The organism is Acinetobacter sp. Root1280 (genome assembly GCF_001425285.1).
In the GTDB taxonomy this organism is placed as follows: domain Bacteria; phylum Pseudomonadota; class Gammaproteobacteria; order Pseudomonadales; family Moraxellaceae; genus Acinetobacter; species Acinetobacter guillouiae.
The window spans coordinates 69,805-92,681 of sequence record NZ_LMED01000005.1 but is presented as its reverse complement, the minus strand read 5'-3'; the positions used below and the strand labels follow the sequence as shown (position 1 = coordinate 92,681).

The 22,877-nt window shown below is 36.9% G+C and carries 25 protein-coding genes; 15 read left to right on the top strand and 10 right to left on the bottom strand.

Translation table 11 applies throughout. The features are described from left to right. The first annotated feature begins 14 nt into the window (after window positions 1-14). Complete coding sequence (locus ASC84_RS06570) at window positions 15-977, top strand: alpha/beta hydrolase (protein WP_056512783.1); 963 nt, start codon at window positions 15-17, stop codon at window positions 975-977. Between the two features lie 57 nt (window positions 978-1,034). Here ASC84_RS06570 and ASC84_RS06565 read toward each other — a convergent pair whose 3' ends face one another. After that, the gene (locus ASC84_RS06565) at window positions 1,035-2,216 is read right to left on the bottom strand and encodes a hypothetical protein (protein ID WP_056512780.1); all 1,182 of its coding nucleotides are present in this window, start codon (window positions 2,214-2,216) and stop codon (window positions 1,035-1,037) included. 359 nt (window positions 2,217-2,575) lie between these two features. Between ASC84_RS06565 and ASC84_RS06560 the strand changes: the two genes are divergently transcribed. Then, window positions 2,576-4,087 (top strand): aldehyde dehydrogenase family protein, encoded by a 1,512-nt coding sequence (locus ASC84_RS06560; RefSeq protein WP_004719517.1) that lies wholly within the window; start codon window positions 2,576-2,578, stop codon window positions 4,085-4,087. A 133-nt stretch (window positions 4,088-4,220) separates the two neighbouring features. Here ASC84_RS06560 and ASC84_RS06555 read toward each other — a convergent pair whose 3' ends face one another. The 3 genes from ASC84_RS06555 to ASC84_RS06545 form a co-directional block, all read right to left on the bottom strand. Next, a complete protein-coding gene (locus tag ASC84_RS06555; RefSeq protein ID WP_056512779.1) occupies window positions 4,221-4,559 on the bottom strand; it encodes a hypothetical protein in 339 nt (112 codons plus the stop codon). A gap of 91 nt (window positions 4,560-4,650) precedes the next feature. Further along, window positions 4,651-5,070 (bottom strand): hypothetical protein, encoded by a 420-nt coding sequence (locus ASC84_RS06550; protein WP_004719511.1) that lies wholly within the window; start codon window positions 5,068-5,070, stop codon window positions 4,651-4,653. A gap of 52 nt (window positions 5,071-5,122) precedes the next feature. Then, on the bottom strand, window positions 5,123-5,995 hold the full coding sequence (locus ASC84_RS06545) for a LysR family transcriptional regulator (protein WP_056512845.1): 873 nt from the start codon (window positions 5,993-5,995) through the stop codon (window positions 5,123-5,125). 147 nt (window positions 5,996-6,142) lie between these two features. On the opposite strand from ASC84_RS06545, the gene ASC84_RS06540 reads away from it, so the two are divergent. Further along, a complete protein-coding gene (locus ASC84_RS06540; protein WP_056512776.1) occupies window positions 6,143-7,060 on the top strand; it encodes an AEC family transporter in 918 nt (305 codons plus the stop codon). A 167-nt stretch (window positions 7,061-7,227) separates the two neighbouring features. Here the strand turns inward: ASC84_RS06540 and ASC84_RS06535 are convergent, their stop codons facing one another. Then, entirely contained in the window at window positions 7,228-7,821 is a 594-nt protein-coding gene (locus tag ASC84_RS06535) for a 2-hydroxychromene-2-carboxylate isomerase (RefSeq protein ID WP_056512773.1), read from the bottom strand. Between the two features lie 163 nt (window positions 7,822-7,984). Further along, complete coding sequence (locus tag ASC84_RS06530) at window positions 7,985-8,731, bottom strand: SDR family oxidoreductase (RefSeq protein WP_004719501.1); 747 nt, start codon at window positions 8,729-8,731, stop codon at window positions 7,985-7,987. Window positions 8,732-8,826: 95 nt separating this feature from the next. Between ASC84_RS06530 and ASC84_RS06525 the strand changes: the two genes are divergently transcribed. From ASC84_RS06525 to ASC84_RS06495, 6 genes are all read left to right on the top strand, one after another. After that, complete coding sequence (locus ASC84_RS06525; protein ID WP_056512770.1) at window positions 8,827-9,393, top strand: TetR/AcrR family transcriptional regulator; 567 nt, start codon at window positions 8,827-8,829, stop codon at window positions 9,391-9,393. Window positions 9,394-9,460: 67 nt separating this feature from the next. Further along, on the top strand, window positions 9,461-10,177 hold the full coding sequence (locus ASC84_RS06520) for a glutamine amidotransferase (protein ID WP_056512768.1): 717 nt from the start codon (window positions 9,461-9,463) through the stop codon (window positions 10,175-10,177). 312 nt (window positions 10,178-10,489) lie between these two features. After that, window positions 10,490-10,759, top strand: coding sequence for a DUF333 domain-containing protein (locus ASC84_RS06515; RefSeq protein WP_004719494.1), 270 nt, complete (start codon window positions 10,490-10,492; stop codon window positions 10,757-10,759). A gap of 201 nt (window positions 10,760-10,960) precedes the next feature. Next, window positions 10,961-11,488 (top strand): ClbS/DfsB family four-helix bundle protein, encoded by a 528-nt coding sequence (locus ASC84_RS06510; protein ID WP_056512763.1) that lies wholly within the window; start codon window positions 10,961-10,963, stop codon window positions 11,486-11,488. A 567-nt stretch (window positions 11,489-12,055) separates the two neighbouring features. Beyond that, entirely contained in the window at window positions 12,056-12,265 is a 210-nt protein-coding gene (locus ASC84_RS06500) for a hypothetical protein (RefSeq protein ID WP_056512760.1), read from the top strand. Between the two features lie 76 nt (window positions 12,266-12,341). After that, on the top strand, window positions 12,342-12,896 hold the full coding sequence (locus tag ASC84_RS06495; RefSeq protein WP_056512757.1) for a lipocalin family protein: 555 nt from the start codon (window positions 12,342-12,344) through the stop codon (window positions 12,894-12,896). Window positions 12,897-12,971: 75 nt separating this feature from the next. On the opposite strand, the gene ASC84_RS06490 is transcribed toward ASC84_RS06495, so the two are convergent. Beyond that, complete coding sequence (locus ASC84_RS06490) at window positions 12,972-14,204, bottom strand: MFS transporter (RefSeq protein ID WP_056512753.1); 1,233 nt, start codon at window positions 14,202-14,204, stop codon at window positions 12,972-12,974. Window positions 14,205-14,270: 66 nt separating this feature from the next. Between ASC84_RS06490 and ASC84_RS06485 the strand changes: the two genes are divergently transcribed. The 5 genes from ASC84_RS06485 to ASC84_RS06465 all read left to right on the top strand — a co-directional run bounded on the left by ASC84_RS06485 (window position 14,271) and on the right by ASC84_RS06465 (window position 18,565). Further along, on the top strand, window positions 14,271-14,663 hold the full coding sequence (locus ASC84_RS06485) for a helix-turn-helix domain-containing protein (protein WP_004719481.1): 393 nt from the start codon (window positions 14,271-14,273) through the stop codon (window positions 14,661-14,663). Window positions 14,664-14,873: 210 nt separating this feature from the next. Then, window positions 14,874-15,872, top strand: coding sequence for an AraC family transcriptional regulator (locus ASC84_RS06480; RefSeq protein ID WP_056512752.1), 999 nt, complete (start codon window positions 14,874-14,876; stop codon window positions 15,870-15,872). A gap of 113 nt (window positions 15,873-15,985) precedes the next feature. Further along, window positions 15,986-16,609 (top strand): sterol desaturase family protein, encoded by a 624-nt coding sequence (locus ASC84_RS06475; RefSeq protein ID WP_004719477.1) that lies wholly within the window; start codon window positions 15,986-15,988, stop codon window positions 16,607-16,609. Between the two features lie 33 nt (window positions 16,610-16,642). After that, window positions 16,643-17,677: a DUF6670 family protein gene (locus ASC84_RS06470; protein ID WP_056512749.1), complete on the top strand. Its 1,035-nt coding sequence runs from the start codon at window positions 16,643-16,645 to the stop codon at window positions 17,675-17,677. A gap of 204 nt (window positions 17,678-17,881) precedes the next feature. Further along, on the top strand, window positions 17,882-18,565 hold the full coding sequence (locus tag ASC84_RS06465; RefSeq protein WP_056512746.1) for a DUF1566 domain-containing protein: 684 nt from the start codon (window positions 17,882-17,884) through the stop codon (window positions 18,563-18,565). A gap of 232 nt (window positions 18,566-18,797) precedes the next feature. On the opposite strand, the gene ASC84_RS06460 is transcribed toward ASC84_RS06465, so the two are convergent. Continuing rightward, window positions 18,798-19,376: a YceI family protein gene (locus ASC84_RS06460; protein ID WP_004719471.1), complete on the bottom strand. Its 579-nt coding sequence runs from the start codon at window positions 19,374-19,376 to the stop codon at window positions 18,798-18,800. 310 nt (window positions 19,377-19,686) lie between these two features. On the opposite strand from ASC84_RS06460, the gene ASC84_RS06455 reads away from it, so the two are divergent. Beyond that, window positions 19,687-20,097 (top strand): OsmC family protein, encoded by a 411-nt coding sequence (locus ASC84_RS06455; protein WP_056512744.1) that lies wholly within the window; start codon window positions 19,687-19,689, stop codon window positions 20,095-20,097. A gap of 207 nt (window positions 20,098-20,304) precedes the next feature. On the opposite strand, the gene ASC84_RS06450 is transcribed toward ASC84_RS06455, so the two are convergent. Further along, a complete protein-coding gene (locus ASC84_RS06450; protein WP_004719469.1) occupies window positions 20,305-20,520 on the bottom strand; it encodes a hypothetical protein in 216 nt (71 codons plus the stop codon). A gap of 173 nt (window positions 20,521-20,693) precedes the next feature. Next, a complete protein-coding gene (gene tkt, locus ASC84_RS06445) occupies window positions 20,694-22,682 on the bottom strand; it encodes a transketolase (protein ID WP_056512741.1) in 1,989 nt (662 codons plus the stop codon). Window positions 22,683-22,877: the final 195 nt, after the last annotated feature.

Genomic DNA, 22,877 nt, shown 5'->3' with positions numbered 1-22,877 from the left:
TTCAGGAATACGCTATGACCACTCAATCTACTGAATATCAACCTGATATCCTTGGTACGGGTTATGAAAAACTAACCTTAAACTTACCAAATGACTATGATGGTAAAGTCATTGCGACTTTGGTACGCAAACAAGCAGCTCAAGCGACCAAGAAAGCGGTGCTCTATATCCATGGTTTTATCGATTATTTCTTTCAAACAGAAATGGCTGAACAATTTAATCAACATGATTATGATTTTTATGCACTTGATTTAAGAAAATATGGTCGTTCTTACCTACCACATCAAAAATATTATTATGTTTTAAATTTGAATGAATATGATGAAGAAATCATGCAAGCATTAAAGATTATTGGTCAGGAAGGCCACACTGAGGTGTTACTGGCAGGACATTCTACAGGTGGATTGATCGCAACATTATATGCAGCACATTATCCACAACACTCCCTTCTTCAAGCCTTATGGTGCAATAGTCCTTTTTATGACTTTAATATGCCTGCTTGGAAGAAAAAATTAGCCCTACCCAAACTCAGCGCATTGGGTAAACGCTTACCTAATTTAAAGTTTCCAAGTGAATTAAATAAATGGTATGTCACCAGTCTGCATAAAGATTTGCAAGGCGAATGGGATTTCAGCTTAGAGTGGAAAAAACCAACTTACCCCAAAGTATATTTAAGCTTTGTGCATGCAATTTTTGAAGCGCAAAAAGAAATTCATGCAGGCGTACAGATCAATGTACCAACCTTGGTGATGCATTCTCACAAAACAACCTATCCTAAGAAATTTAACCGAGATGCTCAAAGCACTGATGTTATTTTAGAGGTCAAAGACATCATCAGGGATGCAGGTAAAATACAGGGCGACGTTAATGTCATGACCATTCAAAATGGACTGCATGACTTGGTTTTATCGGCACCAGAAGTCAGAAAAGAAGTTTATCATCAACTTTTTTCCTGGTTAGCCCAAAAACAGCTTTAAAAGCGCCAATTCATTCTTCTTTACAAGTGAATGATCAGTTAAAAGTATCCTGCAAAATCAATGTTCATCTTTATATTTCATTAGAATTTGATGAGCAGGATGCCCGACTGGTGTAAGTTCAATCAGACGTTCAACGGCATCAATCGCTTCTGGAAAATGTGCAAGATGTTTTAATAAAGCATCTGTTTCATTGGCTTTAAAAATCGCTTCACTCAGGCGTGATTCGAGGCAGTCTCGCCATGCAGATAAAAAAGGACTTTCGGTTTTAGCTAAAAATACACCTTTGCATAATTTTAAAGCGGATTCGGTATAGCCCGCATCTAAAGCATTCTCTGCTTGCAAGAAGTCTGCTTCAACATGTGCCAATAAACGATAAGGCCGTGAACCCAGCATGCCGCCCAAAATATCACGCAACTGCGACATTTCAGCTTTTAATGTGCCGACACTCACTTTTCGTTCACCATACAGCGCTTGATGTAAATTTTCCAGATTCATCCCTTGTGGACACAACGCAAGAATAGTCAAAATTTCAATTTGTCGTGGTGTCAGTACCACGATCTTGCCATTAAACAACACTTGTGGCACAGCAAAAGCCCGGATAAATAAATGTTGTTGCTGAAACTCTAGCAATGCCGATTGAATAATTGAGGCACAGCGTTCAGCAGCCAGTAATCCCAAACTATTGTGATGATTCCATGTGGTTGAAAGATCAATTACCCCTAAAACTTGTTTGGAATATGGATCTATAATTGGAGAGGCATAACAAACCCAGTCATGCACCGAAGACATAAAATGTTCATTAGAAAACACACAACTGGATTGTTGGGTTTTTAATGACAGTGCCAAAGCATTGGTTCCCACCAAATCTTCTCGCCATTGTCCACCAGCAATAAAATGAACACGTTCTGCAGCATTGCGCATTTGCCCACTTGCGGCTGACCAGATAATGGTACTGCCAATATCCCCTACTGCAGCAACCATTGCCGACTGTTCTGCGATATGGGTTAATTCATCACGACAATGTTCGATTGCTTTTTCTAACAGTGTTTTTCTTTCTTGTTTTACATTCATCATGGGTGCAGCATCACGATCTTTGGGAATCGCAGCTGAGTTGGAACGTTGCCATGAACTTGCAATACTCTGCCCGAGTTGATCAGCATGTTTTAAAGACAAACTACTGCTTTGGCGAAATTGCTCAATTAAACTCCGTTTATTTGATAACTCTTGTTGGCTTAACATACGCTACTTCCTCTGTAATTCGTTAAAAAATATCCTATCCTTTCTCTGTTGTTTTTATCCAGCGGACCTGCTTATAAATTACTCTACCACATTAACATAGTGAGCTTAACCTCAGTCAACACAACTCATACCAAAGCTGTAGAATAAAACCAATTTTTTCCAATATTTAGCAATTTTCCAATAAACAAGAAAATATTGCCAAAGATTAAAGCATAGCGCAAATATGTCTTGGATTTCATCCAACCTTTTCCCTACCTTTGACTCTCTATGCTCAAACCATCATGTAAACAATCATTGTTCATACATGCCATATTAAACACATCATGAATGATCATGAATATAAGTAAAGGGATACTCTTATGCGTTATGTAGATCCAAATCAGCCTGGTTCAAAAGTACAGTTCAAAGCCCAATATGAAAACTTTATTGATGGCAAATGGGTAGCACCGGTTAAAGGGCAATATTTTGATAATGTCTCTCCTGTAGATGGTAAAGCCTTTACCAAAATTCCACGTTCTTCTGCGGAAGATATCGAACTTGCATTAGATGCAGCACATAAAGCCAAAGCTTCATGGAACAAAGCTTCTCCAACAACACGTTCAAATGTACTGCTGAAAATTGCAGATCGTTTAGAAGAAAATTTAGAATTACTCGCAGTTGCAGAAACATGGGAAAACGGTAAGCCAATTCGTGAAACATTGGCAGCCGATATTCCTTTAGCAATTGACCATTTCCGTTATTTTGCAGGTTGTTTACGTGCACAAGAAGGTGGTATTTCTGAAATTGATGAAGATACCATTGCTTACCACTTCCATGAGCCTTTAGGTGTAGTTGGTCAGATCATTCCATGGAATTTCCCTATTCTTATGGCAGCATGGAAACTTGCACCGGCACTTGCAGCGGGTAACTGTATTGTGCTTAAACCTGCTGAACAAACTCCATCAAGTATTTTAGTTGTTGCTGAACTCATTCAAGATATTTTACCGCCAGGCGTTTTAAATATTGTCAATGGTTACGGCGTTGAAGTGGGTCGCCCACTGGCAACCAATCCACGCATTGCTAAAATTGCATTTACAGGCTCTACTGCTGTTGGTCAAATGATCATGCAATATGCAACTGAAAATATTATTCCTGTGACACTTGAGCTTGGTGGTAAATCACCAAACATTTTCTTTGAAGATGTCATGGATAAAGATGATGATTATTTAGACAAAGCACTTGAAGGCTTTGCCATGTTCGCTTTAAACCAAGGTGAAGTATGTACTTGCCCATCACGTGCCTTGGTTCAAGAAAGTATTGCAGATAAATTCCTAGAAATGGCAGTTGAACGTGTAAAACGCATTAAAACGGGACATCCTCTAGACACTGACACCATGATTGGTGCTCAGGCATCTCAAGAGCAACAAGACAAAATCTTGGGTTGTATTGCAACAGGTCGTGCTGAAGGTGCTCAACTGCTTACAGGCGGTGGTGATCGTCAGGAAGTCGGTCAAGGTTTCTATATTGAACCTACCATTTTCAAAGGCGACAACAGTATGAAGATTTTCCAAGAAGAAATTTTTGGACCAGTGCTCTCTGTCGCAACATTTAAAGATTATGACGATGCGATCCGAATTGCCAATGATACGATGTATGGCTTAGGTGCTGGTGTATGGTCGCGTTCTGCGCATACCTCTTATCGTGCGGGTCGTGCGATTGAAGCTGGTCGTGTATGGACCAACTGCTACCATATCTACCCTGCACATGCTGCATTCGGTGGTTATAAGAAATCAGGTATTGGCCGTGAAAACCACAAGATGATGCTCGATCATTATCAACAAACCAAGAATTTATTGGTTAGCTATTCAACCAAAGCAATGGGCTTCTTCTAAGTTCTATAGTTGATTTACACTTTAAAAAAGCGAACTTCGGTTCGCTTTTTTTGGTCATGATTAAGATGCTTTTTAATCCTTATAACTGTCAATTCATTCATTATTTTATACAGATTGCGATGATTCGCTAAATTTAGTCGTTTGTTGGATTCATCCAAACATCTTCATAGCCATACTTATCAATAATGACATGATGACCGTGCTCAAGCGCCAAATAAGGTAAAATTTCATGTAAATATTGCTGTAAATGCGAGGCATGCAGCGGTTGATAAAAATCATCAGCTGAAGAATATTCTCCACAGTGAATAAACCAAGAAACATTGTCTTGTTTTTGTAGCGCAACTCGAACTGCATAAATCGGTTGTTGACCTAGACTCTGTAATGCAATTGCAACCCTATCCGACGGATTAAATTCGATATATTTTGACTCATATTTTTTGCAGATTTGCCGTTGTAATGTTTCTAAATCCATCAACACATTCCTTTATTGCCTGTTTAGTATTGTTTGTTTAGTTGAATAAACTAATACGTTCAAATCAGATATACTGAGATCAGCAGTAAAATTATTTCGGTCTTTTCCATAACATTTTAATATTTTCGAAACTATATCCAACCACGACTCTTAAATTCATCATCAATAACATTGTGAAAAATACAATCACAGACATCACCAAACTTCGTGGAAAAAATTTCTGATCTAAAACAGATTTGTAAGTATTCAATGCTAAATATAAAATGATCAAAAGTGTGTAAAACAACAGTTGAAAGTAGATTTTGTATCTTGGCTTTTTCTCAACAATTTCCATCAAATATACAGACAAAGATAATGCAGAAAGTGCGGTAAAAACGAAGAAGCCGAGTACCCATAAAATACTAAAGCTTTTGATATGGCTGATTGCCCATAAGGATAGGTTAGCAATACAGCCACATAGTATAAATGCTGTTTTAGGACGTCCTATGAGTTTATAAATCAAATCATTCATGCTGTGCTTATACTCATCTTTTATTCTTCTGCGAAACGCTCACGATAAAATGCTAAACCATTTGTGCAATATCAATAAATGCCTGTGTAATTGGACTCATCTGTTTTTTATTCTTCACTGCCAGACTAATAGACCGCTTAATATTCGGTGATAAAGGTAATTTTTGAACATTGGGAAACAGTGTCATCAACTCTTTATTCAAGGCCATATCTGCGACAATTGAAACACCAGCACCATTGTTCACCATATTAATAATGGTCAAAATTTGAGAAAAATAACATTTAATTTTTGGACTCAAATTGGCTTTTCTAAACATCTCTGTCACATGGTTTTGACTGCCTGCTGAGGTCATTAAAAAAGGATGTTCTACCAATTCATCCAATCGAACTGCACTTTGTTGTGATCGTGTATAGGACTTAGGAATAAGTGCTACAAAGATATCCTCAATCACAGGAAAAGTATCAAAGCGTTCTTCAGGTAAAACCACAAATCCAACATCAATAGTACGATCATGAATCCATTGAGTAATATCTTTGTCCGTTCCTTCTTTAATAAACACTTCAATATTTGGATATTTTAAACTAAATTTTTCTAGAATTAAGGGAATCAGTACATTAGAAGATGAAGCACCAAAAGATCCAATTCTTAAAGTGCCAGAATGAAATCCTTGTATATCGGAGATTTCTTGCTTTAGGACATTGGAAATATTCAAAATTTCTTTCACATGCACTAAAAGCCGTATACCCGATTCAGTTAACTCAACTTCATTATGATTGCGATAAAACAATGTGACCGACCAATCTTGTTCTAAGCCTTTAATTGCATGAGAAATCGCAGATTGAGAAATTTGCAAACGCTGTGCTGTAACAGTAAAGCTTTTCTGTTCAGCCAACATGGCAAAAATAGTCAGTTGAGTAAATGTCATCGCCACTCCATCCATGAGTAAAGACTCATTTTACCATGAATAGTCATAAGTCATATTCTTGGTTAAAGTTTACTTGGGTTTAGCTTACAGATGAAAAAATCAGTGGCTGGGACTTGGTCGAATTAGTTTCTGCATAGAGCGTTCAGCATGCTACAAATGATTACTATCCTTTTTCCATCCATCGCCCTGATTGGTTTAGGTTTTTATCTGTTCCAGTCACGTATACTTGATGAAAAATTCTGGAATGGCGCAGAAAAGCTCAATTACTATATTTTATTTCCAGCCTTATTGTTTAGTTCTCTTGCAAATGCAGATATGAATATGGGGCATCTCAACAGCATTCTTACAGTCATTTTTTTAATTATGGCCATGATCATTGCTGGCGTTTATCTGTTTGCAAAGTTAAACCGCACACCTATTGCCCAGATCGGTGTATATGTCCAAAGCTTGATTCGTTTTAATACCTATCTCGGACTCTCGATTGCCACGACACTCAATCATGCTGAAATCAAAAGTATCTTGGTAAATATCCTTGCTATAGCAATTCCCTTGGTTAATGTTATTTCGATCCTTTCTCTAACAGATAAAGATCAACTAAACCTTAAAAATATTTTCTGGTCTTTAATCAAAAATCCACTGATCAGCTCTTGTATATTGGGAATTACATTTAATGTTTTAAACATTCCTATTTGGCCTGGCTTTGCAAATCTGTTAAATGCTTTTTCAAGTAGTAGCCTGATGTTGGGCTTATTATGTGTAGGAACAGCAATTCAGTTTTCGACGCTCAAAGTTTATCTGAAAAAGTCTTTGCTCATTAGCCTACTCAGATTATTGCTGATCCCGCTTATTGCCTTTATCTGTTTGCAGTTTTTTGAGCTAAGTCATGCCGCGGTGATTGCTATCATGATTTTCTTTTCTATCCCAACCGCATCTTCCGCATATATCTTAACCAAACTATTAAACGGCGATCATCAATTAATGGCAGCAAGCATCAGCATGCAAACACTTTTATCCGTATTCACTTTGGCACTGATCCTTGCGCTATTACAGCATTATTATGTTTGATCCTCTATATTTGCGATTAGCGTTTATTCATCAAATATTTTGCTGATTCGATGTGGTTTGGCTTTCTATAGAATAGCTGTGCTGCATGGGAAGCTGCAGCACAATACAACGCAATTCTCTCATGCTAGCAGTCTAAATCATAGAATCAGAATTTATAAGTTTATTTATCAAGATTTAGCCAATTCCATCTCAACAAAGTGAAGATGATCAACGCCCCAAAACATTTCATCGCCAATAAACCATGTCGGTGCGCCAAAAACACCACGCCCAATGGCTTCTTCTGTCATATTTTTTAGTTGGGCTTTAACCTGTTCATCTGAAAGCCAAGTTTGAATCTGCTCTGTACTAAAACCCAATGATTGAAGTAAGCTAATAAGTTCATTGATATCATTTAAATTACGCGGATGCCCAAACATTGCATCAAATAAAGCGTTTAACACTGTTAAGAATTTTTCAGCTTGATAAAGCTGAACCGCTGTAATCACCCGCATCAGATTTAAAGTATTAATAGGAAAATAGGGATTCATTTGTATTGGAATATTCCAGAGTTTTGACCAGCGCCCCATATCAATCATCGAATAGCTGGCTTTTGCTGGCACAGCCATTGGACTACTGTTTCCCGTGGCTTTAAAAATACCACCAAGCAATACGGGCTTCCAAATCACTTGTGCTTGATTTTGTTTTGCAATTTTTTGAATCTGATAAAAGCCTAAATAACTATATGGACTACCCAAATCAAAATAAAAGTCTACCTGTTTCATTCAGTGTTATTCCTTAACTGTACTGATCATATTTTTATCGTACTACTGTAAAAATGATTCTAGAAAAAACTTAAATCATCACTTATTACTCTCGCTATATCGAGATAAGTCATCTAGCTATATTAACCTACTCATACAAAAAAACTTACTAATATAAAGTGACTTACCATTTTTCCATCCAAGGGCGTAAATCTAGCTCATGCGTCCATGCATCACGTGGTTGCTGGGCAAGATGCCAATAATTTTCAGCAATATGTTCAGGATTTAAAATACCATCTTGGTCTTTTTTCTCATAAAGATGAGGAAAACTATTTTTAATAAAATCTGTATCAATTGCACCATCAACTACCACATGAGCCACATGAATATTCTGTGGACCAAGTTCACGCGCCATACTCTGCGCCAAAGCTCTAAGTGCATGCTTTGCCCCTGCAAATGCTGAAAAATAAGCAGCACCACGTAGACCAGCAGTCGCGCCAGTAAAGATCAATGTCCCGCGTTGTCGGCTTACCATTCGTTTCGCCACTTCACGACCAGTTAAAAAAGCAGAAAAACACGCCATTTCCCATATTTTAAAATATTTACGCGCTGTTTCTTCAAGAATGCTACAGGGAACATTCGCACCGATATTAAAAACCAGTACCTCTATTTCGCCAATGTTGCTTTCAATTTCTTCGATCAATTGTATAACTTGCTGTTCTTTTCGAGCATCAGATGCAAAACCATATGCTGTTCCACCTGCCTGTTCAATCTCATCAATCAGTGGTTGTAACTTGTCAGCATTGCGACGGGTCATACAACTAATATATCCCCCTTTGGCAAAACGTTTCGCAATTGCGCCACCTGTTGCATCACCTGCTCCAATAATCAATGCAACTTTCTGATTTGATGTTGTTATTTCATCTTGCATATCATGCTTCCCTTTTTGCATAACGATCGTTATTATAACGATTACTATGTTATAGTTTTACTAGAGCGTCAAGGAAAAATTTGATCGAGGAAAATATGCGATACAAATCTGGCTATAAACAAGAAAAAAGAAAAGAGCTATTAAAAATCAGTGGACAGCTTGCCAAAAAAGATGGTTTTGCTGCAACCGGTGTAGATGGCTTTATGAAAGCTGCTGGTGTGACCAGTGGTGCATTCTATTCACATTTTTCTTCCAAGCAGGATTTGTTTAAAGCATTGGTTGAAAACGAACTCAAAAATAGCATTCAGATGTGGCAAAACAACCCTCATGATCAGGCTGAGTTATGGATTGAATTTGAACTTAATCGTTACTTAACCCTCTCGCATGTTGAACATCCAGATTATGGTTGTGTATTGCCAACACTCGCTACAGAAGTCGCACGTTCTGATGAGGAGGTTAAACAACGCTATCAGCAAGAATTACAACGCGGTCATGCCCTATTTACTCAACGCCTCGGAAGTGAAGAAAAAGCTTGGGGCGTCTTATGTCAACTGGTGGGTGCTATACTGATAGCAAGAAGTGTTTCTGATGATTCGGTTAAATTGACCATTTTGGAATCAAGCAAACACTGTATTTATTCTATGTTGCAAATCACAGCATAAATTTAGTTTTCAACCCAATACAATCTAGTATAAATTAGCAATATTCTCGTTAAATCATTATAAAACCATGACTTCCTCCACACACGCTTTGCCGAAGACAATCTATGCCATTCAACATTTAGCATTTGAAGATTTAGGTATTCTTGAAGACACTTTTTATGATTTGGGCTATCGCATACGTTATTTTGAAGCGGGTATGGATGATTTAAAGCAAGCATTTGAATTTGAAGGTCTAGTTATCATTCTAGGTGGCCCAATTGGTGTTTATGAAACTGAAGATTATCCCTTTTTAAATGATGAAATTGCTTATCTTAAACAACGTTTAGCCAAGAATTTACCAACGATTGGCATTTGCTTAGGTGCACAATTGATTGCACATGCTTTAGGCGCAAAGGTTTATGCAGGCCATCAAAAAGAAATTGGCTGGAGTCAATTGAAGCTAAATCTGGCTCAAAATAATCCGTTATTGCCACTCGTTAATACCGAAGTTTTACATTGGCATGGTGATACCTTTGACTTGCCTGTACAGGCTGAATTACTTGCCAGTTCAGCAATTTATACAAATCAGGCGTTTAGAGTCGGGCAAAATATCTTGGCGTTACAATTCCATGTCGAAGTTGCGGCAGATGATATGGAAAAATGGCTGATTGGTCATACTTGTGAATTACGCAAAGCTGGCTTAAATATTCCTCATTTACGAGCTGAAAATGAAAAATATGCACCAAATCTTGAATTAAAATCACCACTGGTTTTAGAGCATTTTATCAAACACTTAAATGTATAATCTGTTTATCTATATCAGCATGAAATAGACTTTTCTGTTTCGTGCTTTTTATATCTTATTTACTCTTCCCCCATAAATACAGCGTTGCTCGAAATATAATATCAATACTGCATTGCCTATATTTAACTGACTATACCATTTACATTAAAAAGATTTTCTTTATTTACATGTAACATTACTTAATCACACTTAATATTTTATACTAAGCCGTACTCATCATTATTTTTGAGCTACAGGATTATACAGAGTAGATACATTAAAACTTGCTGATTTATTTATACTGCATACTTTAAAACCAAGACTTTGTTTGCAATGAATAAAATATATATTGGCGCATCTGTGCTCATGACAACACTTCTTTCTGCATGTTCTACCCCTGAAGTAAATACTCAAAATGCTAAACCGCTTGGCATGGCCAATCCTGCAAGTGTGTATTGTCAAAAAATGGGAGGCGAGTCTCAGATTAAAAAAGATGCATTAGGAAATGAAGCTGGATATTGTAAGCTTCCAAATGGAACAGTGGTTGATGAATGGAAGTTGTTTAGAAGTGCACAAGGCGATGAGCAAGCTGCTGCTAAATAATTTTGAATAATCGCTGCGGAATATAAACAATAGACAAGCCTTCTGGAATGACTGATTCTCTATTGGCAGAAATTTCAGACTCATTACTGTATATTCACTACGGTAATGAGTTGCTCTACCCTTTTCATAGTTAAAATAAATTAGATCTAAACTTGCACTAAATATAAACAGTATTGTATTTATTTTGGGAATATTGAATAGATGAAAACCTATCAATCTAAACAGGAACTGATTGTTGCAATCAATAATTCATTAAATCAATATTTAACAGAATTTGTAGAAATATCCGAAGACTTAAAAGATCATAAAGTTGCAGCTGTAGATAAAACCCCTGCCCAAAATTTAGCCTATCAATTGGGATGGGTAAATCTATTATTAGAATGGGAAAGCAAAGAACTTGCAGGTTTCCCCATTTCAATGCCGAAAGAAGGCTATAAATGGAATAACTTAGCAAGTCTATATCAAAATTTTTATCAAACCCATGCCCAGCATTCATTAAAAGAAAATACTCAGTTATTGTCTAAACGGGTCAAAGAAGTCACAGACTGGATTGAAAATCTAACAGATGAAGAACTATTTGAAATAAATCAACGTAAATGGGCAACCACACCTGCCAACTGGCCACTGTATAAATGGATTCATATCAACACTGTCGCCCCTTTTACCAATTTTAGAGTTCAAATCAGAAAATGGAAGAAACTCAACATAAATACTGAACAAACTAAATAGCCTTAACAGGTTATCTTTTTCAGATCTAAGTATTGAGTAATGGTGTTATTTAATTCGTCCAAATAATACTGTTTGGGTTTTTCTTGTCCCAAGGATTAGTCTAATTTCATTAAAGTAGGCAGGTATTCTGTTTTATAGACACGCTCATATTCACCACAGAATAATGCTCTATTTACCTCAAGTACTGGTATTTTCATCATCCAGTTGCTCATGCATGACTTCAATGGATTTTTCTTTTTTCATCAATACCAAACTATGCGGATTTGGAGTAATGCAACCTATAAGCATAAGCAACAATATCATTGTTATTTTTTTCATAAACTTGCTTCATCGTTCTTAGGTTAAGCTGACCATAAACTATTTATATCTTATATCACCCTCTCAATTTATCGATAACAATTAAAATTTGAGTTTTTCTAAAGTACGTATTAAAATTTTGATTAAGTAACAAAATCAAGATTTGATATAAACAGATCAAATCTAATTAACTAAAAGTGCTGAGTGTTAAAATTCAATCACTCGCAGTTTTATAGATTGTCAGCCCTGAAGGTGTAAAGAATTTAATCCATGCCCCCTAGAAATAAGCCAAACACAAAACAATTGTTATCCTCTGCTTGGTCAACAGATCAAGATTGCTTTCTCATTGAAAACAACCATTTAACTGTTGATCAATTGGTTGAAATACTGCCTTACCAGCATGATGAAATTATCGCAAGAAAAAGACAACTTGGACTGCTTAGAAGAGATTTTTACATGAAAAAACTACATGACTTGTAAGCAAAATTACAATACCCCCGCATCAGGCGCGACATAATGAATATATATATTAAATACTTAAATATAGGGCTATGTCATGAACAACAAGTTTAAAATATTAACGCTCGTCGGTGGAATAGCATTACTTAGTGTTGCGGCATTTGCTTATGCAGGAAATGAAAAGATTCAAACCGTTAAAAATGTAGATTTAAAGAGATATCTGGGTACTTGGCATGAAATTGCGCGCAAACCAATGTATTTTCAAAAGAAATGTGATTACAACGTTACTGCTGATTATTCCTTAAATGAAAATGGCTCAATCAAAGTGGATAATCGTTGTTATGATAAAAATGGCAAGCTTCAACAATCGATTGGCGAAGCATCTGTACAAAACGCGCCTACGAACTCCAAATTAAAAGTGAGTTTTTTACCAAAAGTACTTCGTTGGCTGCCTGTAGGACGTGGTGATTATTGGATTTTAAAGCTGGATGAAAATTATCAAGTTGCATTGATCGGTACTCCTAATAAAAAATATTTATGGTTACTCAGTCGATCTCAACAGCTTGATCCAGCCACGACTGAAGAATATTTAAATTATGCTAAAAGCTTAGGCTATGATTTAAGTGATTTAATTGAAACCAAACAAAAATAAAAACTTAAAAGCCCTCTTTTTGAGGGCTTGTTGGATTTAGCTCATTTTATACGATTACGCTACAAATCCTTCTTATCAATATTGTCTACGAAATGAGACACAACTGATGAGCAAGCCCACAATCATCAATGCTCCAGCACACAAAAAGGTAAATTGCATCCCATCAATGATTGCTAAAGCCGTTGCCTGATTGAACTGAATTGTGCCGACACCGAATGAAAAAATAGCTCCCATCACAGAAGCCCCGATAATTAAGCCCATATTACGAGATAAGCTAAGAAGTCCTGATACCATCCCTTGTCGAGCTTTGGGAACATCCGCCAAAGTCATAGTATTGTTGGCCGCCTGAAACAGTTGATAACCTAAAGTCAAAATAATGATAGGGAAAATATAGCCACTTAGACCCATCAATTTCGGTACGATAGCGAGCATAAAGCTACCGATAATCAGAAAAATCAACCCTATAGCGACGATATAGCGACTGCCCCAACGATCGACAAGTCGACCCGATGGAATCCCACTTAAGATAGCAACCACTGGTCCAATTCCCATAATCAAACCCACTTGTATTTGATTCAAGCTTAGACCTAGGCTCAGATAAAAAGGTCCAATGACGAGCGTGGTCATCATAACGGCGGCAACCAACAAATTAACCATTAGGTTTGGCGTTATGTTCTGGTCTGGTTGCCATGAACTTAACGTAGGAATTTGTTTTCTAATGCAATCATTAGGTAACAATACCCAAGCCAGAATAATTGCGATACTCGCAAGTATAAACTGTAATCCAAAAATGCTTTGCCAACCGCTCAAGGCAATCAGAACCCCACCCAACACAGGTCCAAGTGCTGTACCTAAAGCAGATATCGTTCCAAGCATTCCCATTGCTCTTCCCAACTGTGATTTATTGACGGTCTGACGTGTAAGTGCCATTGCAAGTGTCATTAAGAATGCTGCACCTATTCCTTGAAATGATCGTGCAGCAACCAATATCCATAAGCTAGGTGCAACACTACATAGCAATGAAGCCAAACTGAATATAACCAGTCCAACGATCAGCATAGACTTACATCCATATCGATCACCTAAGCGTCCAGCAATCACAACCGTGATCGTCAACGAGATAAGATATCCAATTACAACTGCCTGTACTTGAATAAATGGCAGTAGAAATACCTCAGCAAGTGTGGGTAATGCGATATTGACAATGCTTGTTCCCAACGATGCCAATAAGATGGATAACCCCAAAGTGATAGTGATTCCAGTTTGGGTCTTGTTTGTCAATGTTAATGATTCTGTCTGCTCTGTCATGTTGCGCTCTTGTCAGCAGTGGTGTTTAATCACATACTACTAATTCAAGTTAACTTGAGGTCAAGTATGAAATTTCTTGATATTGGTGAAGTTTCAGCAAAAAGTGGAATTAAACCTTCGGCACTACGCTATTACGAAGAAATCGGTTTGATTTTCTCAATTTCTCGTCATGGATTACGTAGACAATTCTCTTCGGAAGTTCTGTTACGACTCACTTTGATTTCAATGGGGAAGTCGGCGGGCTTTTCGCTTAAAGAGATCGCAGCAATGTTCGATAGTCATGGCGCACTTGATCTTTCCCCAAGTGTTATTCACCAAAAAGCTGATGAGATCGATCTTCAAATTCATAAATTGATCGCACTCCGTGACATACTTCGTCACGTAGGTGACTGCCCTGCACCATCGCATTTGCAATGTCCTAGTTTTAAGCGACTAGTTGAAAAGGCAGCTCAGAAATAAAAGAAATTTTTAAAAGATTTTTGATGAGTATTTGCTGAATAGCTAAATTAGATTGTAGAACAATAATTAAAATTAGCACGCAATGACATTGAACAGTCAAATGGCTTTCTCTAAGATGATAAAACAAGCTTAAATTTTGATGACTTTTATACGTTTGTAGCCTGATCTACGAATATAAATTGTATCTGTTGAAATCGGTATTTTTGATTTATGGATCAAAGCAAATCTAGTGATTCTGGTGTTTTCCTCTGGTTAACATATCACACGCTTAATAAAATGAATTTGGACGCAAATCGGATATTTTCACAAATAAGATTATCTGAACAACCACCTGACAGAACCATTCGGCGAGATAATTCGACCCAACAACGCTTTTGGGAAATAGCTGAAGAAATCAGTGCTGATCAGGATATCGGACTTCATGTAGGTGAACATTTCCCCATTTTTAGAGGCGAAATATTAGAATACATTTTTATGAGTAGTCCTACATTTGGGGACGGCTTACAAAGAGCTTTGCGTTATCAGAAAATTTTTACTGATGCTTTTGTGGCTCATTTACACATTGAAAATCAAAATGCAATGATCACGAATCTTCAGCACCCGGTTCGTCATTATCTAGAATGCGCCATAAGCGTTATGCTTAATTTTTTAAACTATATCAGTAACAATCATTTTCATCCCAAAGAAATATGGTTGCCTTACCAAGAAGGCGCGAGTTTAGATGAATATCAACGTATCTGGAAATGCCCGGCTCGTTTAGGTATGCAGTACGGCTGTATAATTTTTGATGCGGAAATATTGAGTTTAGCTTCAGCATCGGCTGAACCAATGCTATTAAAAATACATGAGCATGTAGCTAAACAGCAGGTGAAAGTTGTCGATAAATATTATTTGATTAATGATATAGAAAACTTACTCAGCTCTGGTTTATTAGAATCAGGGCAATTAGACTTAAAACTAATTGCCCAACATTTAGGGCTACAGCCCCGAAAACTTCGTGCAGATCTTAAAGAAGTTAATACGACTTTTGAAAAAGTTTTGGCAACTTATCGTGAAAAAATGGCCAAAAAGCTGTTGATGAATCCCAATATAAGCATAGATCAAGTTGTATATTTACTTGGTTTTTCTGAGCCTTCCGCCTTTTCACGTGCCTTTAAACGTTGGACAAATGAAACACCATCCCATTACCGCCAGCGCAAGCAAAAATAAGTTTTAGCTATAACTTGATTCTAATGACATTTAACGAGTTAGCTTTTCGGTCAAAAGAAATGAGCTGTTTTTTTCTACACTGATGGTTATTTCTTAATTGAAAAGGATCAGAGATGTTAGGTTTTCCAATTGGCCTTTTAGTTGCGAATGGATTTGAATGGTATGCACATAAGGTATGGTTGCATGAGTTTCCAAGTAAACACCGTAATAGCCCTTTCTTCACACATATAGCACATCATAAACGTGCCAGAACAGATGTATTTCATGATGAAGGATATCGTGAATCTATGTTTAAAAATGCAGAAATTTATAATGAAAAAACCGCATTGTTAGGTTTAGCCGCGGTTTCAACTGTATTTTTACCCATTGCACCATTTTTTACTGCCGGCTTATATTATGGGATTTGGAATTATTGGCGAGTACATGCAAAATCTCACCTAGACCCAGAATATGCGCGTAAACGGATCCCTTGGCACTATGATCATCATATGGCTAGTAATCAAAATGCCAATTGGTGTGTTACACGTCCGTGGTTTGATTATATTATGGGAACACGTGTTTTTACTGAGCTTTCGATTAAAGAAAGCAATCCCTTAGGAATAAAACTACCTAAAAATTTTGAAATAATCCTAAACAAGACATCACAGAAAATATTTGCAAAATCATATCTTAAAATTACCTCTAAGAGTGCATTGGATATAAAAAGTGCTCGTCAAGGCATCTCATTAGAACTGTAAATTTTAACAAATAAAGTATTAAGGATCATTTAGATGAAACGATTATTGCCCAAACACATTGCTGCGCCAAAGTTTTTACATCATTTTATCGATCGTTCAGAGACAATCAACGGAAGACCTTTTGATGTGAATACGCCAACGCATACACCAAAAGGAAAGTATTCTTGCGTTCATTATGGGGTTATGATTCCGAATCTTGAAGCACCATTTAATTTTTTGAATCTATTAATTGTGGTTGGCCAACCTCGTGTAAAAATTTTTCGGAATCAACATTTGATCCAAACTACTGCGCTTGATACTGCAAATGTGTTAATCGGTACCGCAGTAGGTACAAAAGAACATTTTAATGGCTATAGTGTAGAAAATGACTGTGTATTGGAAAGCAATGGTTCATCTTTAAGCTTTGGTCGTGACGTGTTACTCGAAGGCGCATATCCAAATTTTCATGCGCATCGTGAAGGTCATGATTTCAATTTTGATTTAAAGATTCGTGCGACTGATAAAATTGCCCATTTTGCGCAAATGTCATTGGGTTTATATGATCACTGGGCATTATTATGTACATATGAAGGATTTCTTGAATATCAAGGTAAAAAAACCAAGGTTCAGGGTCTTTGTACTTATGAGTATGCTCGTGCAGTAGATGTAAACTTATATATCAATTATTTTACTTATCATATTTTAAATATCGATGAGAAAACTCAAGTCCTACTTGTAGAAGTTCTTGGTCCATTAAATCTGGTATTGCAACGTCGAGTATATATTCGTTCTACAGATGATCATGGCAGTATTCATTCAAATGGATTTAATTTTAATGTCCATGCATTTGAAGCTCAGCGCGTTATAACCCCGAATGGTTTATCAATGCGTTTACCTCGTACCTTCTCCTGGAGCGTGAATGATGATAATGGAAATCCGTTAATACATATTGATGGTCTAACAAATGCTGATTTTCAATATGGCATGGCGGGAGGCTATGCAGGGAGCTATCAGTACAAAGGTACATTCAAGGGTCGTGCGGTTGAAGGTACTGGTTATATTGAATATCTAGATATCCGTACTGATTAGATCGATTGAACTTTTAACTAGGTGATAAAAAGCCTAGTTAAAACAGATATATAAATCATCCACTTCACCATTGCTCGATATTCACCAATGTAGTTTGGAAATATATCAAGGCAACGATAATACGGTATTCAGGTTTTTCTACATTTACTTTGGAGGGAAGTAAAAGTAAATTAAAGAGAACTATTCCTTAATTACTAAGACAAAATGAATATCTTTAACCAATTTAAACTTTGTATTGAGCAGCGTAAAAGCTTAATTCCAGCATACTTGCTACTGATATTTTCAACAAGCGCTATGAGTGTTTACGCAGAAACGGATGAGCAATTAAGCAAATCTGGGCAATGGCGTGACCCTGCAACAGGTCTAATCTGGATGCGTTGTTCAATTGGGCAATCATGGACAGGCTCAACTTGTAAGGGTGATCCTTTGGAATTTAAAAACTGGGAAGACGCACAAGATTATCTTGATCAAATGAATAAAAATGGTGGATTTGAAGGTAAAAATAACTGGCGTGTTCCCAAAATAAAAGAATTAATAACAATTCGTAAATGTAGTACTGGCTGGAGGAAAATAGGACAAATACAATTACCAGAACAAGAGCGGAGACAATATGGACAAGATCATGAACTTGAAATGAAAAAACTACCTTATGGGCAAAAAGCTCCGACTAACTGTGCTGATGATTCAACTAGCCCTACATTAGATACTCATATTTTCCCTAATACCCCATCTAATGGTAAATATTGGTCAAGTTCATTATCCCCATGGAAACCTATAGGCTACAAATATAAGGCATGGAAAGTCAACTTTAAGACTGGTTTTTTTGCACCGACCATTAACTACACAGACGACGGTAGTTTTTCTAGAGCAGTTCGAAATAGTCGCTAGTCTCCCAGCAGTATTGTCTAGCATTTTATATAAGCAGTATCATGATAATGTTAGAAAAAATTTAAAAATATGAAAGAATTGCAACGACTGAAAAATAGCTGATTTTGCCTATAGAGCAAATCATAGTGAGTAATGATTATTTAAATATCTTAAATTGGATAAGGAATAGACGATAAAAAAGGCCTATAAAGCAAGTTAAACTAACTTTATAGGCCTTTGATCTATTTCAATATTACTTCGCTACAGAAGCTTCTGTTGTAATATTTACAGTGATTTTATCACCTACATTCGGGACATATGCTCCAACACCAAATGCTGAACGATTAAATGATGTCGTTGCATTGAAACCAATTGACTGTGCTTTAGTCATTGGATGCTCACCTTGTTTGTTTAAAACAGCATCTAAAACAACAGGTTTAGTCACATCTTTCACAGTTAAGTTACCTGTGATTTTGTATTTGTTTTTACCTAAAGCTTGAACTTTCGTACTTTTAAAAGTGATGTTTGGATACTTTGCAGCATCAAAGAAATCTGCATTTTTTAAATGTTCATCTAATGCTGCAACATTGGTATTTAAACTAGACAATGGAATAGTTACATTGACAGATGAGTCTGCTGGTTTTGCATTATCAACAGAGATCGTACCTTGGATGTCACTGAAGTTTGCTGAAGGTGTTGAAAAACCGAAATGATTCCAAGTAAATACTGTTGCGGTATGTGTTGGATCAATTTTGTAATCTACAGGCTTTGCCATGCTGAAAGTTGCAACTGATGCTACAGCTAAACCCAATGTTAATGCTTTAAAGTTCATCTTTATATTCTCGCTATCGAATGGATATTAGTTTATACACTTCCCGTATAAATTCATTGTTATTGATAATACGATATGTTGCATATATGCAACGATTCTATAATGACCATTTTTAAAACTTGATCAAAACCTTAAAAATCAATACAAGGCATTGTTTCATAATTATTTAATTTTTTACAATCTAATTAAGCAAAGCATAGACCATAGGCTAAATTCAAAGCTAAAATTTATAAAGCAATAAATTACACTAGACCATTTTAGGGAAATTTTATATTTATGGTACTGGTCTTTTTTATCTGATGAACATTTTATGGCAAATATTGCTCAAGCACAAAGTACACAAACACCTTATCGTGTAACACTCACCAACCCCCAAGGACATACATGGTATGCCGATGAACCTAGCAATAAAGGTGGTCAAGATACTGCACCGAATCCAATTCAAATTTTATTATCTGCATTAGGTGCTTGTACTGTGGTCACCCTAGAAATGTATGCAAATCATAAAGGGCTTAAAATTGAACATGTACAATTAGATTTAGTTTTAAATCCTGAGGGTGATCCTGAAGCAGGTCAAAATAATATTTCAAGAAAAATTGTTCTTAAAGGTGATTTCACCGAGGAGCAACATAAGCGACTGCTAAAAGTTGCAGAAAGCTGCCCTGTTCATAAATTATTGACTTCAAATATTCAAATTCAGACAGAGTTGGGTATTGAATAAGAATTCCCCCGTTTTATAACAAGAGGATCAGGTATGCTTCTTAATAAATACCCCGCTCAATGCCCTCTATCCATTTTCTGACCCAGTTAGCATTTCCTTGATCATAGATTGTATTATTATAATTTTTTTCAGCTTTTAATTTAGATGAAGATTAATTCTTAAAATTACAAGCTATAAAAATCAAAGCCCCTTTCGGGGCTTTTAAACTTATAACTTTTCAACCAAGACGCGATCGACCTGTTTTAAACCAGATTGTTTTTCATGGTTTTTACGGCGGATCTTAATCAACTTATCTTCTTGAAAATCCTGTAACAGCAACTCAACTGCAACCATAGATTCAAGCGGCAAATCCTGCCCAATCCACTTTTGCTCACCTGCGTCCATCAAGGTAATTTCATCACTAATTTGTTCATAAAGGCTCATATTTTCCTCACTTCTGGGATATGTATCACCATGTTTCATGAATACCCAATGAATGGCACAACTATATACCTATTGCTAAAAACTGCTACTAAAATTTAATTAATTTACAAACAAATCTCACAAAATAAAAACGCCCCTAGCGGAGCGTTTCCATATTTAAAACGATGCAAGAATTAAGCAGTTAATTCTTTTACAGCGCCAACAACAGCTTCAGTAGTAATACCAAAGAATTGGAATAAATCTTTGGCTGGTGCAGACTCACCATAAGTCGACATACCAATAACTTTGCCGTCTAAACCTACAAATTTCCACCAGTAATCTACATGTCCAGCTTCAACTGCAACACGTGCACGGATATTTGATGGTAATACCGCTTCACGATATGCAGCATCTTGCTTCACAAATTCTTCCGCACATGGCATAGACACTACACGTACACCATCAAGTTGTGCATATGCTTCCATCGCCAATGAAACTTCTGAACCAGTCGCGATGATGATCGCTTTTAATTCGCCTTTTTCTTCAGCCAATACATAACCACCTTTCACAACATTCTCAATCTGAGCTTGAGTACGTGTTTGGAATGGTAAGTTTTGACGAGAGAAAATTAACGCTGTAGGACCTTCTTTACGTGTTAAAGCAGATTTCCAAGAAATAGACGCTTCAACTGTGTCACATGGACGCCATGTATTTAAATTTGGCGTACCGCGTAAAGAAGCAATTTGCTCAACAGGTTGATGCGTTGGACCATCTTCACCTAGACCAATTGAGTCATGAGTATAAACATGGATCACACGTTGTTTCATCAATGCAGACATACGAACTGCATTACGAGCATATTCCATAAACATAAGGAAGGTTGCTACATAAGGAATGAAACCACCATGCAATGCTACACCATTAGCAATTGCAGTCATACCAAACTCACGTACACCATAATGTACGTAGTTACCCGCAGGATCAGACTCAACCCCTTTCGCGCCTTTCCAAAGTGTAAGGTTAGAACCCGCCAAGTCAGCAGAACCACCTAAAATTTCAGGTAGTAAAGGTGCAAATGCTTGAATCGCATTTTGGCTTGCTTTACGTGTTGCAATGGTTTCACCTTTGGCATTCACTTCAGCAATATAAGCATCTGCTTGTGCCAAAAATTCTGCAGGCAAGTCACCATTCACACGGCGTTTTAACTCAGCCGCTTCTGTTGGGTATTTTGCAGCATAGGTTGCAAAAATGTCATTCCAAGCAGCTTCAGAAGCTGAACCTTTTGCTTTTGCATCCCAAGCTGTATAAACATCAGCAGGAATAACAAACGGCTCTTCTTTCCAACCCAATGCTTCACGAGTTAATGTAATTTCATCATTACCTAGTGGCGCACCGTGGCAATCTTCTTTACCTTGTTTGTTTGGCGAACCTAAACCAATAATCGTTTTACAGATAATCAAAGTAGGTTTCGAGCTTTCTGCACGCGCAGCAACTGTTGCAGCACGAATTGCATCTGCATCATGACCGTCTGCACGAAGTACTTGCCAACCATAAGCTTTAAAGCGTTCTTCTGTATCGTCAGAGAACCAGCCTTCTACTTCACCATCAATAGAAATACCGTTGTCATCATAATAAACAACGAGTTTTCCAAGACCTAATGTTCCAGCAAGTGAACATGCTTCATGGGAAATACCTTCCATTAAGCAACCATCACCCAAGAAACAGTAAGTGAAATGATCTACAACTTGAATATCTTCTTTATTAAATTGTGCCGCTAAAGTTTTCTCAGCAAGTGCAAAACCTACAGCATTGGCAACACCTTGACCAAGTGGACCTGTTGTCGTTTCAATCCCTGGTGCATAACCTAATTCTGGGTGACCAGGAGTTTTAGAATGTAATTGGCGGAATTGTTTAATATCTTCAATAGAAAGATCATAACCAGTTAAATGAAGCAAAGCATATTGCAACATTGAACCATGGCCATTTGACAATACAAAACGGTCACGGTTTGCCCATTGTGGGTTGCTTGGATTATGGTTTAAAAATTCACGCCATACGACATCAGCGATATCTGCCATCCCCATTGGAGCACCTGGATGTCCAGAATTAGCTTTTTGCACAGCATCCATAGCCAATACACGAATTGCGTTAGCTATACGACGTTCATTCAGCGGGGTTGTCATAAATCAGAGTCCAATAAATTAAAATATAGGAAGATGAATAGAAAATTCAAAAACTGGGATGTATTGTCTTAAAAAAAGCGATCAGGGTAAAGACTTAAGTCTATATTTATCCGCTTAGGTTGCAAATTAATTAAAAAATATACTGAATAGTCTTAAATCAACGTTAAAAACGGTCTTTTTTCTTATTCACATCGA

What these genes read in the sequence shown, in the direction of transcription:
- ASC84_RS06570 (WP_056512783.1), top strand. Translation starts at nt 15, where the DNA reads ATGACCACTCAATCTACTGAATATCAACCTGATATCCTTGGTACGGGT.
- ASC84_RS06565 (WP_056512780.1), bottom strand. Translation starts at nt 2,216, where the DNA reads ATGTTAAGCCAACAAGAGTTATCAAATAAACGGAGTTTAATTGAGCAA.
- ASC84_RS06560 (WP_004719517.1), top strand. Translation starts at nt 2,576, where the DNA reads ATGCGTTATGTAGATCCAAATCAGCCTGGTTCAAAAGTACAGTTCAAA.
- ASC84_RS06555 (WP_056512779.1), bottom strand. Translation starts at nt 4,559, where the DNA reads ATGGATTTAGAAACATTACAACGGCAAATCTGCAAAAAATATGAGTCA.
- ASC84_RS06550 (WP_004719511.1), bottom strand. Translation starts at nt 5,070, where the DNA reads ATGAATGATTTGATTTATAAACTCATAGGACGTCCTAAAACAGCATTT.
- ASC84_RS06545 (WP_056512845.1), bottom strand. Translation starts at nt 5,995, where the DNA reads ATGACATTTACTCAACTGACTATTTTTGCCATGTTGGCTGAACAGAAA.
- ASC84_RS06540 (WP_056512776.1), top strand. Translation starts at nt 6,143, where the DNA reads ATGCTACAAATGATTACTATCCTTTTTCCATCCATCGCCCTGATTGGT.
- ASC84_RS06535 (WP_056512773.1), bottom strand. Translation starts at nt 7,821, where the DNA reads ATGAAACAGGTAGACTTTTATTTTGATTTGGGTAGTCCATATAGTTAT.
- ASC84_RS06530 (WP_004719501.1), bottom strand. Translation starts at nt 8,731, where the DNA reads ATGCAAGATGAAATAACAACATCAAATCAGAAAGTTGCATTGATTATT.
- ASC84_RS06525 (WP_056512770.1), top strand. Translation starts at nt 8,827, where the DNA reads ATGCGATACAAATCTGGCTATAAACAAGAAAAAAGAAAAGAGCTATTA.
- ASC84_RS06520 (WP_056512768.1), top strand. Translation starts at nt 9,461, where the DNA reads ATGACTTCCTCCACACACGCTTTGCCGAAGACAATCTATGCCATTCAA.
- ASC84_RS06515 (WP_004719494.1), top strand. Translation starts at nt 10,490, where the DNA reads ATGAATAAAATATATATTGGCGCATCTGTGCTCATGACAACACTTCTT.
- ASC84_RS06510 (WP_056512763.1), top strand. Translation starts at nt 10,961, where the DNA reads ATGAAAACCTATCAATCTAAACAGGAACTGATTGTTGCAATCAATAAT.
- ASC84_RS06500 (WP_056512760.1), top strand. Translation starts at nt 12,056, where the DNA reads ATGCCCCCTAGAAATAAGCCAAACACAAAACAATTGTTATCCTCTGCT.
- ASC84_RS06495 (WP_056512757.1), top strand. Translation starts at nt 12,342, where the DNA reads ATGAACAACAAGTTTAAAATATTAACGCTCGTCGGTGGAATAGCATTA.
- ASC84_RS06490 (WP_056512753.1), bottom strand. Translation starts at nt 14,204, where the DNA reads ATGACAGAGCAGACAGAATCATTAACATTGACAAACAAGACCCAAACT.
- ASC84_RS06485 (WP_004719481.1), top strand. Translation starts at nt 14,271, where the DNA reads ATGAAATTTCTTGATATTGGTGAAGTTTCAGCAAAAAGTGGAATTAAA.
- ASC84_RS06480 (WP_056512752.1), top strand. Translation starts at nt 14,874, where the DNA reads ATGGATCAAAGCAAATCTAGTGATTCTGGTGTTTTCCTCTGGTTAACA.
- ASC84_RS06475 (WP_004719477.1), top strand. Translation starts at nt 15,986, where the DNA reads ATGTTAGGTTTTCCAATTGGCCTTTTAGTTGCGAATGGATTTGAATGG.
- ASC84_RS06470 (WP_056512749.1), top strand. Translation starts at nt 16,643, where the DNA reads ATGAAACGATTATTGCCCAAACACATTGCTGCGCCAAAGTTTTTACAT.
- ASC84_RS06465 (WP_056512746.1), top strand. Translation starts at nt 17,882, where the DNA reads ATGAATATCTTTAACCAATTTAAACTTTGTATTGAGCAGCGTAAAAGC.
- ASC84_RS06460 (WP_004719471.1), bottom strand. Translation starts at nt 19,376, where the DNA reads ATGAACTTTAAAGCATTAACATTGGGTTTAGCTGTAGCATCAGTTGCA.
- ASC84_RS06455 (WP_056512744.1), top strand. Translation starts at nt 19,687, where the DNA reads ATGGCAAATATTGCTCAAGCACAAAGTACACAAACACCTTATCGTGTA.
- ASC84_RS06450 (WP_004719469.1), bottom strand. Translation starts at nt 20,520, where the DNA reads ATGAGCCTTTATGAACAAATTAGTGATGAAATTACCTTGATGGACGCA.
- tkt (WP_056512741.1), bottom strand. Translation starts at nt 22,682, where the DNA reads ATGACAACCCCGCTGAATGAACGTCGTATAGCTAACGCAATTCGTGTA.